This window comes from Gluconobacter sp. R75690 (assembly GCF_015244525.1).
Lineage (GTDB): Bacteria > Pseudomonadota > Alphaproteobacteria > Acetobacterales > Acetobacteraceae > Gluconobacter > Gluconobacter potus.
In genome coordinates, this window is sequence record NZ_JABCQB010000002.1 from 351,534 (window position 1) to 366,681 (window position 15,148).

Sequence of the window (15,148 nt, forward strand, 5' to 3'; positions counted from 1 at the left end):
ATTGCGTGATCGCCCATCGCTCGCTAGAGCAGGTGGGTTAGACGTACAGGGCGATTTTTACCGTCCTCGTTCAGGAGTGCCTTCATGCCCATCATGCCCGACACATGGATCCGCCAGATGGCCCGGGAAAAAGGCATGATCGAGCCGTTCGTGGAAGCCCAGAAGCGCGAAGGCGTCATTTCCTATGGCCTGTCGTCTTATGGCTATGACGCGCGCGTGGCGGAAGAATTCAAGATCTTCACCGACGTGGACAGCGCCATCGTCGATCCGAAGAACTTCGCGTCCAACAGCTTCGTGACCCGTACCGGCGACATTACCATCCCGCCCAACAGCTTCGCGCTGGCGCATACGGTCGAATATTTCCGCATCCCGCGTGATACGCTGGTGGTGTGTCTCGGCAAGTCCACTTATGCGCGCTGTGGCATCATCGTGAATGTCACGCCGCTTGAGCCGGAATGGGAAGGCCAGGTCACGATCGAAATCAGCAACACCACGCCGCTGCCCGCGCGAATCTATGCGAACGAGGGCATCTGCCAGTTCCTGTTTTTCCAGGGTGCCAGCCCCTGTGAGGTCAGCTACGCCGACCGTGCTGGAAAATACATGCGCCAGTCCGGCGTCACCACGCCCCGCCTGTAAGGCTCCCCTCTCAAGGATCGCACCATGGACCGTTTCATCATTCGCGGTGGCCGCCGCCTGACAGGCGAAATCGAGATCGGCGGGGCCAAGAACTCCGGCCTCAAGCTCATGGTTGCGGGCCTGCTGACGTCCGAGCGGCTGGTGCTGTCCAACGTGCCGGCCATCGCTGACATCAAGACGATGCGCGACCTGCTGGTAGGGCTGGGCATCACGGTTGAGGACGCCGGGCCACGCACGCTGTCCATTGGTGGCGAGATCGGTTCCGTCGAGGCACCGTATGACATCGTCTCCAAGATGCGCGCTTCCATTCTGGTGCTCGGACCGCTTCTGGCCCGCGCGCGTGAGGCGAAGGTCTCTCTGCCGGGCGGCTGCGCCATCGGAACGCGCCCGGTGGACATGCATCTCAAGGGGCTTGAGACGCTGGGCGCCGATATCCGTCTCGAAAACGGCTATATCAATGCGACCGCTCCGGACGGGCTGAAGGGCGACCGGATCATCCTGCCGTTTGCCAGCGTGGGCGCGACTGAGAACCTGCTGATGGCCGCAACGCTGGCCAAGGGGCGCACCCATATCGTTAACGCCGCACGCGAGCCGGAAATCAGCGATCTGGTGCACTGCCTCAACGCCATGGGCGCGCAGATCACGGGCGAAGGCTCGGGCACGCTGATCATTGACGGTGTGGAGAAGCTGCATGGCGCGCATTACGCCGTCATGCCGGATCGTATCGAGTGCGGCACCTATGCCTGCGCTGCGGGTATTACGGGTGGTGACCTGCTGCTCGTGGGCGGACGGGCCGATGATCTGGGTGCCGTGATCCGCACGCTTGAGGAAACGGGCGTCGAGGTTCTGGAAGAGGCGCGGGGCATCCGGGTCCGTCGCAGCGGCACGCTTCAGGGCGTGGACATCATGACCGAGCCGTATCCCGGCTTCCCGACCGACATGCAGGCGCAGTTCATGGCGATGCTGTCGGTGGCCGAAGGTGCGTCCATGATCACCGAGACGATCTTCGAAAACCGTTTCATGCATGTGCCGGAGCTCAACCGCATGGGCGCGCGCGTCAACGTGCATGGCCGCTCCGCCATCATCCGTGGCGTGCCGAAACTGTCGGGTGCTCCGGTCATGGCGACCGATCTGCGGGCGTCGTTCTCGCTGATCCTGGCAGGGCTGGCGGCGGAAGGCGAAACGCAGCTCAGCCGCATCTATCATCTGGACCGCGGCTATGAAGGCGTGGACCGCAAGCTCGCCGCCTGCGGTGCCGACATCGCCCGCGTTTCAGACTGATTGCTCTGTATAATTTCTAAAAGTTTTTGGGTTCCGCCTTTTTTCAAAAAGGCGGAGAGCTTCGAAGCTTTTTGAAAAAAGCTTCACCAAAAACTTTTATACGTTTGCGACCAGATCTTTCAGGACGGCAGCCGTGCCGCGTGTTTTCAGGTCTTCGCGGGTCTGGATGAAGCGCGTGAGGAACTCGGCGGAGTTCTCAAGGCCCCAGCCGGCAAACACGCTCATCTCCAGCGCTTTGGCTGGATTGGCGTCCAGAGCCAGAGCACGGTCTTCTGCGCTGAGGCGGGGTTCCGTGACGGCGAATGTGGCTTCCACGTCATCGCGGCCGGTCAGATAGGCACAGTAACAGGCGAGGACGAAAGCAATCCGGCGCGGGTCCTGGGCCTTTTTCAGAACGTCCTCGGCCGTGGCGCGCAGGAAGACCGGCAGCTTGGATGTGCTGTCGGATGTGATGCGCAGAAGCTGGTCACTGACGGCATGGTTGCGGAACCGCTGCAGAAGCTGGGCGGCATAGCCCGGCAGGCTGATGCCCGGAGGGGCGGTGAGCTGCGGTTCAACGTCATGACGCAGGAACTGCTCCAGCAGAGCGGCCAGATGTTCGTCGCCCATGGCCTCATCGACCAGCCGGTATCCCATCAGAACGCCCGGCAGGGCCAGCGTGGAATGGGACGCGTTCAGCATCCGCAGCTTGACCTGCTCGTAAGGCTCGACATCGTCCGTGAACAGCACGCCGACCTGCTCCCAGGCTGGACGTCCGGCCGGGAAGTGGTCTTCCACAACCCACTGGATGAAGTCCTCGCAGAACACGGGAACGCGGTCCTCGATCCCGCTCTGCGCATCCAGACGCGCCACGTCGGCCGGGTGAACGGCCGGGGTGATGCGATCGACCATGCAGGACGGGAAGGCGACATTGGCCTCGATCCATTCCGCCAGTTCCGCGTCGCGCAGGCGTGCGAAGGACAGTACGGCATTGCGCGCGACATCGCCGTTTGCGGGAACGTTGTCGCAGGACAGGATGGTGAACGGCGCAACACCGGCATCCCGGCGCTGGCGCAGGGCTTCGGTCATCAGGCCGAACGCCGTGTGCGGGACCGGACGGTGCAGGTCTTCGGCAATGGCGGGATGTTCGGTCATGAACCGTCCGGCCTCATCCATGTAGTAGCCGCCTTCGGTCACCGTCATGCTGACGATGCGGATGGCCGGGTCCGTCAGACGCTTCAGCGCGGCCTCGCGGTCGGCCGGGGCATGGATGTATTCGACCAGCGACTTCACCACCCGGACCGTATCAGGCCGGTTCGGCGGGCATTCGCGCAGGGTGTAGAGCCCGTTCTGCGCGTGCAGGGCCTCGGCTTTCGCCACTTCCGCAGGATGGTCCATCAGACCCATCCCGACAATGCCCCAGCCCGACTGGCCCGCCAGCGCAAGCGCGCGGTCCGTATAGACGGCCTGATGGGCACGATGGAAATTGCCGACGCTCAGATGGACAATGCCAGGCGTCACCGCATCCCGGTCATAGGACGACGTCAGGATGGAGTCCGGGAGGTGGGACAGGGTCTGGGAAGTCAGGATCATGGACAGGATCTTTCAGACGAAAGGACCGGCTTCTTTTAGAAGCCTCCACCTTCGAGGAAACCGTTTTTGTATTTTGTGAATTATTTCTAATAATTCTCCCGAATACGCGAGCATTAGCGGAAATGGTTATTTCCCATAAATATGGCGACCTTTTCCGTTTTTTCCCGTCTGTCCTATGATCGGCGGCCCCATTCTTCGTTTTTTGCAGGACAGTTTCTCATGAGTGCTCCCATCCATCGTCTGAGCGTGGACGAACTCGTCCCCATGGTGCGGTCCGTCCTGTCGACCGAGACGGACATGATTGCCAACATGGCCAATATCGCGGCCCTGCTGTTTGAGGCCCTGCCGCAGATCAACTGGGCCGGGTTCTATCTGTGGAAAGAGGCGGATCGCCAGCTCGTGCTAGGGCCGTTTCAGGGCCGTCTGGCCTGCACGCGGATTCCGCTCGGTCGCGGCGTCTGCGGGACGGTCGCGCAGAACCGGGAAACGCTGGTCGTGCCGGACGTGCATGCGTTTCCGGGACATATCGCCTGCGATGCGGCTTCGGAATCGGAAATCGTGCTGCCGGTCGTGGCCAAGGGCGCGCTCGTGGGCGTGCTGGACATCGACAGCCCCGTAAAGGACCGGTTCTCCGACGCCGATCGCACACGACTGGAAGAGGTGGTCAGTCTGCTCGTGGCAACACTGGAAGGTTGAGCGGGGACTGGCCCCGCTCAGCCGGGGTCAGGCCGGGACGCTGACGGACAGGTGATTCATCAGGGCCGGCACGTCCTCGACGACTGTGAACAGCTTGCGGGCCGACGGGTCCGCAAAGCCCTGATCGACCGCATCATTGAGCGTGTTGACCAGCGATGTGGCCCAGCCGCCGATATTGACGATGTAGATCGGCTCCTGATGCAGGCCGAGCTGCTTCCAGGTCATGATTTCCATGAGTTCGTCGAACGTGCCGAGGCCACCGGGAATGATCGCGTAGGCGTCGGACAGCTCGAACATACGGGCCTTGCGGGTGTGCATGTCCGGCGTGACTTCAAGCTGCGTCACACCCTTGTGCATGACTTCGCGGGCATGGAGGAATTCGGGAATGACGCCGATTACCCTGCCGCCTGCCTGAAGGGCCGCATCCGCCACTGTACCCATCAGCCCCACATGGCCGCCGCCATAGACCAGTGTGATTCCGTGTCGCGCCAGGGCCGTTCCGATCTCTTTTGCACCTTCGGCATAGACGGGGGAGTTGCCGAAGCGGGAGCCACAGAAGACGGCGCAGGAACGAATGGTCATGTCGGGTCCGTGTAAGTTGAAGCGAGGATCTGTCACGCGGTCCGGCGGCCCAGGGAACGGCTGATCAGCACACCCACCAGACAGCAGATGGCGGTGGTGGCGAACATCGTCCTGTAACCGGCGAACTCGATGACCTGTCCAAGAAACAGCCCCGAGCACGCAATGGCAAGGTCAATGAAGATGGAATAGGCCCCAAGAGCCGCCCCGCGGTTCTCCGGACCCGCGCTGTTAACGGCCAGAACGCCGAGTGCCGGGAAGAGCAGGGAAAAGCCCGCGCCCGTGAGTGCAGCGCCCACAAGGGCGGCGGATGGTGTCTGGAACACGCTGAGTGTGGCGAGTCCGAGCGCTTCCACCAGCAGCGAGACGATCGCCACGAACACACCGCCTCGCTTTGCGATCTGCGAGGCGAAGAAAAACCGGATGACGACGAAAGTGAAGCCGAAAACTGCCAGCGCCGTCGCCGCGCCTTGCCAGTGCAGCACCGAATAATACAGCGCCAGGAACGACGAGATCGCCCCGAATCCAATGGACCCCGCTGCCAGGGCCGAACCATGCGGGAGCACGAGTCTGAGCGCCCGGGCAAAAGGAATGGGCAGGCTGGTCGAGGGAAGGGGTTTGACGGCAGGGTAGAAGCCGATCAGCGCCAGGCCTAACAGCGGCAAAGCCACTGAGAGTATGCCCACCGAAACCAGCCCGCCATAGGGTGCCGCCAGCATGGACAGCTTGGCCCCGACCGGCGCACCCAGCGCAATCCCCCCATAGGAGCAGATGCCGTTCCAGGAAATGGCGATGGCGGTATTTTCCGCACCGGCGCGCCGGATGTTCCAGACGATCACCCCGGTCGCGGCCCAGCTTTCTGCCCATCCCAGCAGCAGGCGGCTGAACAGCAGCACGCCCAGCGACAGCAGCGGCGTGGCCGCGAGAAGCCCCGCCCCCCCAATCAGAAGACCGGAGAGTAGACAGGTCACAAGGCCGCCGATAACGACCGGCTTGGGTCCGATCCGGTCCACCAGCCGTCCGGCGGAGGGGCGGGCCGCGAAGGTCGCAAAATACTGCAGGGAGAACGTAATACCTGCGACGGTTGTGCTGTAGCCCAGTCCCTGATGGACGAAAATCGTCAGGACGGCATTGGGCAGGCCGATCACGATATAGACGAGAAGATTGAACAGGACGACTGCAAGAACGCGTTTCGTCGGTGAGGCCGCCGGCGTATCTTGCGCGGTCATGTATCTGCTCTCCTGAGGCTCGGCTGTAAAAAAGATCCTCCATGGCATAGGCCAGATGAGTGAATCCGTCACGAGGGCGTGTCTTTCCGCCCTTCACAATCCCGAGTGAATCCGCCCCGAAGCAGACACTAGATGGGCTGACGCAGACGGGACGCGACGGACGTGCAGACGGTCTGGCGCAGCGGCGTGGGCATGGACGGCAGGGCATACTGTTCGCGCTGTCCTGTCCGCAGGCTGAGGGCCTGAAGAATGCCCTGTTTTCCCGTGACATAGGCCCTGTCGTTCTGAACAGGAGCGGTGGTACTCCCGGTCTCGTTTTCCGTCAGCATGGCGTTCTGCAGGCAGTAATGCAGCGTTCCCACCAGGTTCTCTGGGGTAGCCGAGGACAGGTCCGGCTCTCCCAGAAACGCCACCGAATTGCGGGCCGGGGAGAAAGGGTGCCCCTGCTGGTTGCGGGAGAGGGTTTTCTCGAAATCCGGCGACAGAGCGGTCCTGGAGGCACAGCCTCCCATCATCAGGAGTGGCGCCAGCAGGACAGTGGCCGGAAAAGTGGGGCGGGGCATGCGTTGGTCCATGCGGTGGAAAAAAGGGCCCGTTCAGAACAGGCTGATCCCCAACGCATCAGACGCCGGAAAGAATGCAATTCTGTCCGGACAGCGCCGGGTGCTCTTAGAAAAGCAGTTCCATCTGGTCGCAGGGCGGGCTCTCCGCCGCATGAAAGCCCGAGAGCGTCAGCCCCAGCAGCCGCACGCCCGGCACGAACGGAAACAGCGGCGCCATGAGGCTCTGGCCCGTCTCCAGCAGGGTCTCTTCGGACGGAACCGGTGCGGAGAGGGTTCGGGCGCGGGTGATCTGGCGGAAGTCGGCGTATTTGACCTTCAGGGTCACCGTCCGCGCCTGAAGCTGGCGGCGCTGGGCGCTCCCCCACAGCTTGGCGGCGATCTGGGTCAGCGCCTGATGCGCGTCGGCTTCGGATGTCAGGTCCCGAAGATAGGTCTGCTCGGTCCCGAGGGATTTGCGCTCCCGGTTCACGACGACAGGGCGCTGGTCGATCCCGCGCGAAATACCGTAATAGAACGTCGCCGCCTTGCCGAAATGCCGGGTCAGCGTCTCGATGTCCCGCTCCCGCAGATCGGCTCCCGTCTCAATGCCGAGAGCACGCATTTTCCGCGCCGTGGCTGGCCCGATACCGTGAAATGCATCGACGGGGAGGGCAGACACGAAGTCCGGTCCCATCGCGGGCGTGATGACGAAAAGTCCGTCCGGCTTGCGGTAATCCGAGGCCAGCTTGGCCAGAAACCGGTTGTAGGATACGCCGGCCGAGGCAGTCAGTCCCGTCTCGGCATGGATATCCGCGCGGATGCGGTCCGCGACCAGAGTGGCCGAACCATAGGCGCCCAGATGGTCCGTCAGATCCAGATAGGCCTCATCCAGCGACAGCGGCTGGATTAGGGGCGTATAGCGCGAGAAGATGTCGTGGATCTGCGCCGAGACGCTGCGATAGACGTCAAACCGCGCAGGCACGAATACAAGCTCCGGGCAGAGGCGTTTGGCCGTGACCGACGGCATGGCCGAGCGGACCCCGAAACGCCGGGCCTCATAGCTTGCGGCGGCCACAACGCCGCGTGCCTCGCCCCGGCCCACCGCGAGCGGGCGGCCGCGCAGGGAGGGGTCGTCCCGCTGTTCGACAGACGCGTAAAATGCGTCCATGTCGATATGCACGATCCGGCGTTGCTCCATGATGCAAGTTTCGCCGATTCGGAAGAACGAAACAAGATCAGGATCCGTCCATGAGCTCCGATAAAAGCCCCGGGAAAAGTCTCGAAGACGCCCGCAAAGATGCCGGTTTCCAGACGCTTTCGACCCGGCTGGCCTATAGCAACCCCTGGACCGCCCTGCGCGAGGACATCATCGTCCATCCCAACGGCAAGCAGGGGCTTTATGGCATTGTCGAGCGTGGCGAGTTTGTCGTGATCCTGCCCCTGCATGCCGACGGCAAGATCACGCTGATCCAGCAGTTCCGCTATCCCGTTGGCGAGCGGCTGTGGGAACTGCCGATGGGGATGTGGGAGACGAAAGAGAACGTCGATCCGGTCGAACTTGCGCTGGGCGAACTCCGGGAGGAAACCGGGCTGCGTGCCGGCGAGATGATCCATGTCGGCAGCATGTATCAGGGGGCGGGCTATTCGAACCAGAAAGGTCATGTCTTCCTGGCCCGCAATCTGACGCGTGGCGAGACGGATCGTGAGGCGACGGAAGAAGACATCACCTGCCACGACATGACGCTTGAAGCGTTCGAGACCCTGATCCGGGACGGCGAACTGAAATGCATGGTCTCGCTGGCCGCTTTTGCGCTGATCCGGGCAAAAGGGCTGATCTGAGGGTTTTCCTCCGACCTAACGGAACCGGAGATGTGTCTGGGACGCTAGCTGTGCTCCAGCACATCATGAAGGTCCCGATGGTCGAAACCGCATCGCCGTCTCCCGATACCAGCCAGATCATCGCACGCGGCCATCCGACCGATAATGAACTCCTGGCCTTTTATCGCTCGGAAATCCGGTTCGAGACGGAAGTCGTGAACGGCCGTCTTCAGGCCCTTCTGGGGTCGCAGGCGTTTCTTGTCATCGCCTATGCGACGGCCATGACCGGTTCGACCAAAAGATGGGGTGACAGCATGGTGCTTCTGCTCCCGCCCCTGTTCTCACTGCTTGGGTTTGTCCTTGCCCTTATGGCACTGCCGGGCATCCGGGCGGCCTATGCCGCAATCGGGAAATGGGAGGGCAAGCAGCGGGTCCTGCATACCCGCAGCCCGGACCTGACCGATTTTACACTGGCCCCCAATGAGGACGAAACCCGTGACATGATGCGCCGTGCCCAGCGTGGCGCACTGTTCGCCCATCAGGCCCCGTTCATCTTCATGATCGCCTGGGCACTCTTCGGGATCATCCCGTTCTATCTGTACCTGAAATAGCGTCAGATCACGGTGTCAAGAAAGACAATCTATGTTCGCAGGGCCTCTTTTTCAGGAAGACCTGAACGTTTTTTCAAGAGAGACATTATTTTTTCAGAAAACTCTGCTGGACTGATGTGTGCGTCCTGAGGAAAATCAAAGTCGGCCGATGAATGATATGTTTTTATAACGAACGGCGTGGATTTATTGCGGCCCGGTGAATTATATCCTGGGATGGAGGGGCGGTGATCGCCAAAGAAAGCAAGTACAGCCTTCTTTCCCAATCCTGAAAGCTTCTGATCAAGCATATCAAGCAGAATATCGCTGTTTCGGACGTGGAAATCATAGATTTCGACTGGATCTTTATAGTCGATGCCATCGACCTGCTTCCAGGGGCCATGGTTTTCCATTGTCACTGCATAGATCATCTGGGTTTTTTGAGACGACTTTTCAATAATATCACAGATTTTCTTTCCGAGCGCGATATCTCCTACATAAGATCCGCAAAGATCGTCTTCAGAAAATGCTTCCGTAGAGATGAGTTGCGTAAATCCCATCTGGGGCATGAGCTGAGCTCTGTTATAAAAACGCAGGTCGTGAGGATGTAAGAAAACTCTTTCTTCGAAAGAAGAAGAGAGACGGTTGGGTAACGCATAAGACATGTTTCTATGGGCTGTCAGGAACGGGTCAAAGTATCGGAACCCGAGACTTTTCTCCTCCTGCCCAAACAGCACGGCATATTCTGTGCGCATTGTGTAAGCGCCAAATCCACTGACGTCGAGTTGTCCACTTCTTGTATTGCCTTCCTCCTTCTGAAGACGGGTCAGGGTAGGTAAGGGGGGAAGTGGGTGTTGAGTACTGAGGGAAACCGGATCGGCAAAAGACTCACACTGGATAATAATGAGCAGTTCTATATCCGGCGGGACACAGGAAGAAGATTTTTCGAGAGGAGCAGGACCCCCTTCATGACGCCAGCGCAGGAAGTAAAAGAAAAGTGTCGCGATCAGGCCGTAATTTCTGACATCAGAAAAAAGATCTGGATGAGTCATTAATGTTTCTGACCAATTTTTTTTCCATAAAAAAGCCAATACTGAACCAGATAGAGTTATTATGACCATCCCGACCCAGTGAGAATAAGGCGGTAAATCAGCCTTGATCACAAAATACACAATCACTGGAACGAAAATGAATGCAGATATTATAATTATTCTAAGAAACTTAGGGATGGCGTCCATGTAAAACCGTGGATAACGCAGAAAGGACGCTGCAACAGCGAGATCGCTGAAAATCAAGGGTTCTCCCAGAACCCGGTATTTTAAAATGGATGCCATGGTTAAAAGGGACGTAAGTAACGTCGTGAGCGCGAACGCGAGCCAAGGGCTTCCCATGAGGAAAAGAAAAAATCCGAATTCCATTAATATAATAATATTTCTTGGGATTGATTGCTGTAAATTCAAATATTTTTTTGAATTTATACCATCAATAAAAGAGTTAAATAAAAACAATATTAATATTATGGTTAAATATTCTAGCACGTATTTTTTTTCATTTGGTGATGATGGAGTTATCGTGCGACTATCTTATTGATAGCGGACATTATTCCACAAGGTGCGTTAAGGGATTTTTCTTTTTCATAAGATATATTATTGAGTGGTTTTCATATCATTCATCCTCCTGATCTTTAGAATTCGGCCGCTTTTTAATGACCTTTCTGAAAATCCCACCGCCATTGACGTTGTATGTTCCGGTTCTTGGGCGTCCGGTCCGGGATTGGCGTTCGTTTTCTGGAAAAATAACGACTGAAGCCGCCCTTCTCCAGATGTTGCGGACAGAAAGGCTCGGTGGCGCTTTCTGGTTGCCGGTCTATTCTGGAAAAGGACAATTCGATCACCTTGTTTCTGGCAGTGGTGACTGGGGACATACTCGGAAAATTGTTCAGGCCATTCTGAGGCAACATTCGGGACAGACCATCTGTGTCACTATACCGGCGGGTGAAGAACGGCCAGCATTCTCGCATGAAAATGTGGTTTTTTCCCAGTCTTCTGAACCGCATGATCTTCTGGAACGCTGTGCAACAGTCTGGGGAAGTGAACCAGACGATCTGACGCTGCTGGGGGCCGTATATGCTCGCTCCGTAAAGCTCCTGAACAGGCACGATGAGTTTGAAACCTTCTCTACAGGTCAGGCGATGGGCTGGCTGGCAGAAGGGGTCGAATGGACCAGTCCGTTTACGGGGAGGCAGGTTGATTTTGCGACGATGGTGGACATCGTTTCTGATGCTAAAAGAGCGTGGCTGCAAAAGCGCACACTGGGCGTCTGTGTGGGAATGGCCTGGTGGAAGCGCCGCCGGATCAGGCAGTTTTTCGAGGGGTCTGGTCTCGGGGTTGTTTTCCGTTCCCGGAGTTTTGCAGCGCGGCAATCCGCAGAAAAGCGGGGTACGGGCATCGCTGTCTGGGTGAGTCGCGCGCCTCGGGGGCTGTTCAGGCTTGCGGCTGGAGCAAATATTCCTGTCGCCAAGGTGGAAGATGGTTTTCTCCGGTCGATTGGCCTGGGAAGTGATCTGCTGCCGCCGTTTTCCATTGTTCTGGATCAGCGGGGGATCTACTTTGATCCTTCATGTTGTAGCGATCTCGAGTGCCTTTTGAGCGGCGCAGAGTTCACGGAGGCTCTGCGTGTCCGCGCGGCAGCGCTGATAAAGGTGCTGGTTGAGCGGAATATCTCGAAATATGGTGCATCGCCTCCCACCGGGTCTTATCAGGATATCCCGGCAGGAAAGAGAATCATTCTTGTTCCCGGGCAGGTAGGGGATGACCTTTCGATTCGGCTGGGATGTTCGGAAATTGCGGACAATCTTTCCCTTCTGAAAGCCGTGCGGCAGCGTAATTCCGAAGCGTATATTATTTTTCGCCCTCATCCGGACGTGGACGCAGGTCACCGGAATGGCCATGTGCCTGATGAGGTTGTGCTTCTTTATGCGGACGAAATACAGCGCGGTGGTTCCATGACGGCTCTGATTGCCGGCGTGGACGAGGTGCACACCATGACGTCGCTTGCAGGTTTTGAGGCCCTGTTGAGGAAGCGGTCCGTTGTGGTTTACGGGCAGCCTTTCTATGCGGGGTGGGGCCTGACGGAGGATATGGCCCCCCCGCTTGCCAGGCGTGGTCGCCAGCTTTCTCTCGAAGATCTCGTGGCAGCCACATTGATATTATATCCGTGCTACCTCGATCCGGTCACTCTTTTGCCATGTGGACCTGAAATTCTGATTGAGCGTCTTTTACAGCCGGAGTTATGGAAACCCAGTCTTGTAACTCGACTTAGAAGAGTGCAGGGAAGACTGCATAAGCATGTGGCCCATCTGATGGCATCGTCTGCAAGAAAGAGTAAATGACTTTAGATTCAAACATTTCGATGGGTACCACTCCTGAGCCAAAGCTGGAAACGCGACGTTTTCTATTGCTTCAGGGTTTGATGGGCCCTTTCTTTGAAAGGGTGGGTAGGGGACTTCTGAAGGAAGGGTACGGTGTTCACAAAATCCACTTCAACGGTGGAGATCGGCTGTTCTGGCGATTGCCGAATGCTACGGATTACTGTCGCTCCCTGGAAGAATGGCCGACCTATCTGCGGGACTTCATTGCCCGCAACGGGATTACGGATGTCCTGCTCTTTGGTGACTGCCGCCCCCATCATGCTGCGGCGCTTGAGTTGTGCCGTGAGATGCATATGCCCGTTCATGTATTTGAAGAAGGCTATCTGCGGCCGGACTGGGTAACGCTGGAACTGGGTGGCGTTAATGGTCATTCCAAACTGCCACAGGATCCGGAATATTATCTGAAGGAAGCTGCGCATCTTCCAGAGGCGGAGCCCCACCATCCGGTGCCATCTTCGTTCCGCCGGCGGGCCATGGAAGGCATTGCATATAATACTGCGGATATTCTGTCCCGATGGCATTATCCTCACTGGACTAATCATCGTCCCTGGCACCCACTGACCGAAGGCATGGGCTGGCTCAGAAGACTTTCGGACCGCAAGGCTGCAATCCAGCGCAGTGAAGAGGTGCTTCGCCGACTGTCGGCAAGCAAGGCGCCTTATATGCTTTTTCCACTTCAGTTAAATGCGGATGCGCAGGTGCGTCTGCATTCAGGCTTTAGTGGCATTGAGGATGCGATCGAACAGGTTATCGCTTCTTTTGCAGCATCTGCACCCTTGGATATGTGCCTGATCATCAAAGAGCATCCGTTGGATAACGGCATTTATGACTGGCGCCGTATCGTCGGTCGGATCGCCAGGAAATATGGTGTCATCCGGCGGGTGGGTTATGTCGAGCGTGGTGATATTGCGGTGATGGTAAGAGGCGCCAAGGGGGTGGTGACCATCAACAGCACGACTGGAACACTGGCGGTTGCCGAAAATATTCCAGTGATTACGCTTGGGCAGGCCGTTTATAATATCCCAGGAATTACTCATCAGGATGGTCTGGAGAAGTTCTGGACATCTCCCCAAGGTCCTGATCCTGTGATTTTCACGGCTTTCAGGCATGTATTAATAGAATACTGTCTGGTTCCGGGAGGCTTTTTCTCTGAAGAAGGACTGGAGACGCTCGTTAACGGAGTAGTCAGCCGTCTTCAACGACATTGTCCCATCAAATTTCGTGAAGCCTGTAGGACCAATGGACCAGACGTAGCCGCATGGGACAGCATGAGGCGTCCTATCCTGTCGCTGTCAGCCAAGTTGGCGGATATTGTAGAAGGCTTTTGAACTGACGTGACCCCGGTTTCATATCTTCTGGATATTTCCCGCCTGCTGGCGCGTGCGGATTATGCTGTTCCTACGGGGATAGATCGGGTCGAACTGTCCTATGCCCAGTATCTTCTGACACACAAACGGGAACAGAGTTATTTCTGTGCCATGCATCCCGTAGGAATTGCGGGCGGTATTCCAACACCGTTGGCTGAGAAGATGATCGAAGCACTTGCTGCAAAATGGGGGTCGTCTACTGTTTCCACATCGGCATCACGTCTGAAGAGAAAGATCAGGAGAAAAATCCTTTATTCTCCACTCCCGAAAAGCCCTCGGATGGTCCATATCTTGGTGTCCCATCATCATTTGACGCGCCCCAGGGTGATCAGGAATATTCTCAAGCGGACAGGCGCAAAATTTGTGCCTATCCTGCATGACCTTATTCCTTTGGAATATCCCGAATATGCGCGTCCTGGTGAGCCGGAACGACACGCCGTGCGGGTGCAAACAATTCTTGATTACGCATCTGGTATCATTTTTCCATCGCATGCTGTGCGCGATGCCTTCATGCCTTATATGGAAAAACATTCTCGGCAGCTTCCTATTGGCCTGGTTCCTCTGGGTGTTAATGTAAAGAACGAAGAAGACCTGCTGCCTCCGACGTTGGCATGTCCTTCACGGCCTTATTTTGTCTGTCTGAGCACGATTGAGCCCCGGAAAAATCACCTGCTGTTGTTGCAGGTCTGGCGTCGTCTGGTGGAACAGTTAGGCGACAGGACGCCCGTTCTAGTTATCATTGGCAAACGAGGCTGGGAAAACGAAAATATTGTTGATCTTTTGGACCGATGTCCTGCCTTGAAAGGGCATGTTCTGGAGTATAATGAACTCCCGGACCAGAATGTTATCCATCTTCTGAAAAATTGTCGGGCTCTCCTATTCCCGACTTTTTCTGAAGGTTTCGGATTGCCGCTCGCTGAAGCTTTTTCTTTTAATGTGCCGGTATTGTGTTCTGATATTCCCGTGTTGAGGGAAGTTGGAGCAGGCATCGCAGATTATCTGGATCCTTTGGATGGTCCTGCCTGGATAGAAGCTATTATGGATTACACGGCTGATAGCAAGCGTAGGAATGATCAAATCGGCCGCATTCAGTCGTGGAAACCATTTGGGTGGGAAGAGAGTATATATCATACCATTGAAAGTATTGACGGGAAGTTGAAAATTTTTATTTGATATGTTATTTCTATAATTTATAGATAATGTTCTAATAATCTGCTCGAGAGATTGAAAGGTACGCATTTTTAGGTGGGTGTTTTTGATCTCCTTATTGTTTATATTTGGCAGTAAATACGTGGAGGGTTCGAAGAACCGTTGATTGAAGACCTTTCTGCCTGATTTTGGGCTCGCAGGCTGGTATTGATGGCTCTGGATGGTGATTTTCGTTGTGCGTTTTGAGCAGATTGGGGGCTGT

General features: G+C 56.9%; 14 protein-coding genes. 8 read left to right on the forward strand and 6 right to left on the reverse strand.

The genetic code is table 11. The annotated features are described in order from the left end of the window. The first annotated feature begins 84 nt into the window (after positions 1-84). Together dcd and murA are read left to right on the forward strand one after the other, a co-directional pair. The gene (gene dcd / locus HKD27_RS03955; RefSeq protein WP_011252421.1) at positions 85-636 is read left to right on the forward strand and encodes a dCTP deaminase; all 552 of its coding nucleotides are present in this window, start codon (positions 85-87) and stop codon (positions 634-636) included. A 24-nt stretch (positions 637-660) separates the two neighbouring features. Further along, positions 661-1,917: a UDP-N-acetylglucosamine 1-carboxyvinyltransferase gene (gene murA / locus HKD27_RS03960; protein WP_194688399.1), complete on the forward strand. Its 1,257-nt coding sequence runs from the start codon at positions 661-663 to the stop codon at positions 1,915-1,917. A 96-nt stretch (positions 1,918-2,013) separates the two neighbouring features. Here murA and HKD27_RS03965 read toward each other — a convergent pair whose 3' ends face one another. Then, complete coding sequence (locus HKD27_RS03965) at positions 2,014-3,489, reverse strand: mannitol dehydrogenase family protein (protein ID WP_194688398.1); 1,476 nt, start codon at positions 3,487-3,489, stop codon at positions 2,014-2,016. A 219-nt stretch (positions 3,490-3,708) separates the two neighbouring features. Here HKD27_RS03965 and HKD27_RS03970 point away from each other — a divergent pair, with 219 nt between their 5' ends. Next, positions 3,709-4,185, forward strand: coding sequence for a GAF domain-containing protein (locus HKD27_RS03970; RefSeq protein WP_194688397.1), 477 nt, complete (start codon positions 3,709-3,711; stop codon positions 4,183-4,185). A 27-nt stretch (positions 4,186-4,212) separates the two neighbouring features. On the opposite strand, the gene HKD27_RS03975 is transcribed toward HKD27_RS03970, so the two are convergent. The 4 genes from HKD27_RS03975 to dinB form a co-directional block, all read right to left on the reverse strand. Further along, a complete protein-coding gene (locus HKD27_RS03975; RefSeq protein ID WP_062496596.1) occupies positions 4,213-4,767 on the reverse strand; it encodes a TIGR00730 family Rossman fold protein in 555 nt (184 codons plus the stop codon). A 32-nt stretch (positions 4,768-4,799) separates the two neighbouring features. Then, on the reverse strand, positions 4,800-5,993 hold the full coding sequence (locus HKD27_RS03980; RefSeq protein ID WP_194688396.1) for an MFS transporter: 1,194 nt from the start codon (positions 5,991-5,993) through the stop codon (positions 4,800-4,802). Positions 5,994-6,121: 128 nt separating this feature from the next. Further along, entirely contained in the window at positions 6,122-6,556 is a 435-nt protein-coding gene (locus tag HKD27_RS03985) for a hypothetical protein (protein WP_194688395.1), read from the reverse strand. Positions 6,557-6,662: 106 nt separating this feature from the next. Continuing rightward, positions 6,663-7,733, reverse strand: coding sequence for a DNA polymerase IV (gene dinB / locus HKD27_RS03990; protein ID WP_194688394.1), 1,071 nt, complete (start codon positions 7,731-7,733; stop codon positions 6,663-6,665). A gap of 50 nt (positions 7,734-7,783) precedes the next feature. Between dinB and HKD27_RS03995 the strand changes: the two genes are divergently transcribed. Next, the gene (locus HKD27_RS03995) at positions 7,784-8,374 is read left to right on the forward strand and encodes an NUDIX hydrolase (protein ID WP_194688393.1); all 591 of its coding nucleotides are present in this window, start codon (positions 7,784-7,786) and stop codon (positions 8,372-8,374) included. 32 nt (positions 8,375-8,406) lie between these two features. Next, positions 8,407-8,964, forward strand: a complete 558-nt coding sequence (locus HKD27_RS04000; RefSeq protein WP_194688392.1) for a hypothetical protein — start codon at positions 8,407-8,409, stop codon at positions 8,962-8,964. Between the two features lie 29 nt (positions 8,965-8,993). Here HKD27_RS04000 and HKD27_RS04005 read toward each other — a convergent pair whose 3' ends face one another. After that, positions 8,994-10,235: an LTA synthase family protein gene (locus tag HKD27_RS04005; protein ID WP_194688391.1), complete on the reverse strand. Its 1,242-nt coding sequence runs from the start codon at positions 10,233-10,235 to the stop codon at positions 8,994-8,996. A 410-nt stretch (positions 10,236-10,645) separates the two neighbouring features. Between HKD27_RS04005 and HKD27_RS04010 the strand changes: the two genes are divergently transcribed. From HKD27_RS04010 to HKD27_RS04020, 3 genes are read left to right on the forward strand one after another with little or no spacing between them, the layout of a single operon-like run. Then, positions 10,646-12,331 (forward strand): hypothetical protein, encoded by a 1,686-nt coding sequence (locus HKD27_RS04010; protein WP_194688390.1) that lies wholly within the window; start codon positions 10,646-10,648, stop codon positions 12,329-12,331. Continuing rightward, complete coding sequence (locus tag HKD27_RS04015) at positions 12,328-13,698, forward strand: capsule biosynthesis protein (protein ID WP_228518286.1); 1,371 nt, start codon at positions 12,328-12,330, stop codon at positions 13,696-13,698. The genes HKD27_RS04010 and HKD27_RS04015 overlap by 4 nt, the downstream gene beginning before the upstream one ends. A 6-nt stretch (positions 13,699-13,704) precedes the next feature. Continuing rightward, entirely contained in the window at positions 13,705-14,910 is a 1,206-nt protein-coding gene (locus HKD27_RS04020) for a glycosyltransferase family 1 protein (RefSeq protein WP_194688389.1), read from the forward strand. Positions 14,911-15,148 lie beyond the last annotated feature (238 nt).

What these genes read in the sequence shown, in the direction of transcription:
- dcd (WP_011252421.1), top strand. Translation starts at nt 85, where the DNA reads ATGCCCATCATGCCCGACACATGGATCCGCCAGATGGCCCGGGAAAAA.
- murA (WP_194688399.1), top strand. Translation starts at nt 661, where the DNA reads ATGGACCGTTTCATCATTCGCGGTGGCCGCCGCCTGACAGGCGAAATC.
- HKD27_RS03965 (WP_194688398.1), bottom strand. Translation starts at nt 3,489, where the DNA reads ATGATCCTGACTTCCCAGACCCTGTCCCACCTCCCGGACTCCATCCTG.
- HKD27_RS03980 (WP_194688396.1), bottom strand. Translation starts at nt 5,993, where the DNA reads ATGACCGCGCAAGATACGCCGGCGGCCTCACCGACGAAACGCGTTCTT.
- HKD27_RS03985 (WP_194688395.1), bottom strand. Translation starts at nt 6,556, where the DNA reads ATGCCCCGCCCCACTTTTCCGGCCACTGTCCTGCTGGCGCCACTCCTG.
- HKD27_RS03970 (WP_194688397.1), top strand. Translation starts at nt 3,709, where the DNA reads ATGAGTGCTCCCATCCATCGTCTGAGCGTGGACGAACTCGTCCCCATG.
- HKD27_RS04010 (WP_194688390.1), top strand. Translation starts at nt 10,646, where the DNA reads ATGACCTTTCTGAAAATCCCACCGCCATTGACGTTGTATGTTCCGGTT.
- dinB (WP_194688394.1), bottom strand. Translation starts at nt 7,733, where the DNA reads ATGGAGCAACGCCGGATCGTGCATATCGACATGGACGCATTTTACGCG.
- HKD27_RS03975 (WP_062496596.1), bottom strand. Translation starts at nt 4,767, where the DNA reads ATGACCATTCGTTCCTGCGCCGTCTTCTGTGGCTCCCGCTTCGGCAAC.
- HKD27_RS04015 (WP_228518286.1), top strand. Translation starts at nt 12,328, where the DNA reads ATGACTTTAGATTCAAACATTTCGATGGGTACCACTCCTGAGCCAAAG.
- HKD27_RS03995 (WP_194688393.1), top strand. Translation starts at nt 7,784, where the DNA reads ATGAGCTCCGATAAAAGCCCCGGGAAAAGTCTCGAAGACGCCCGCAAA.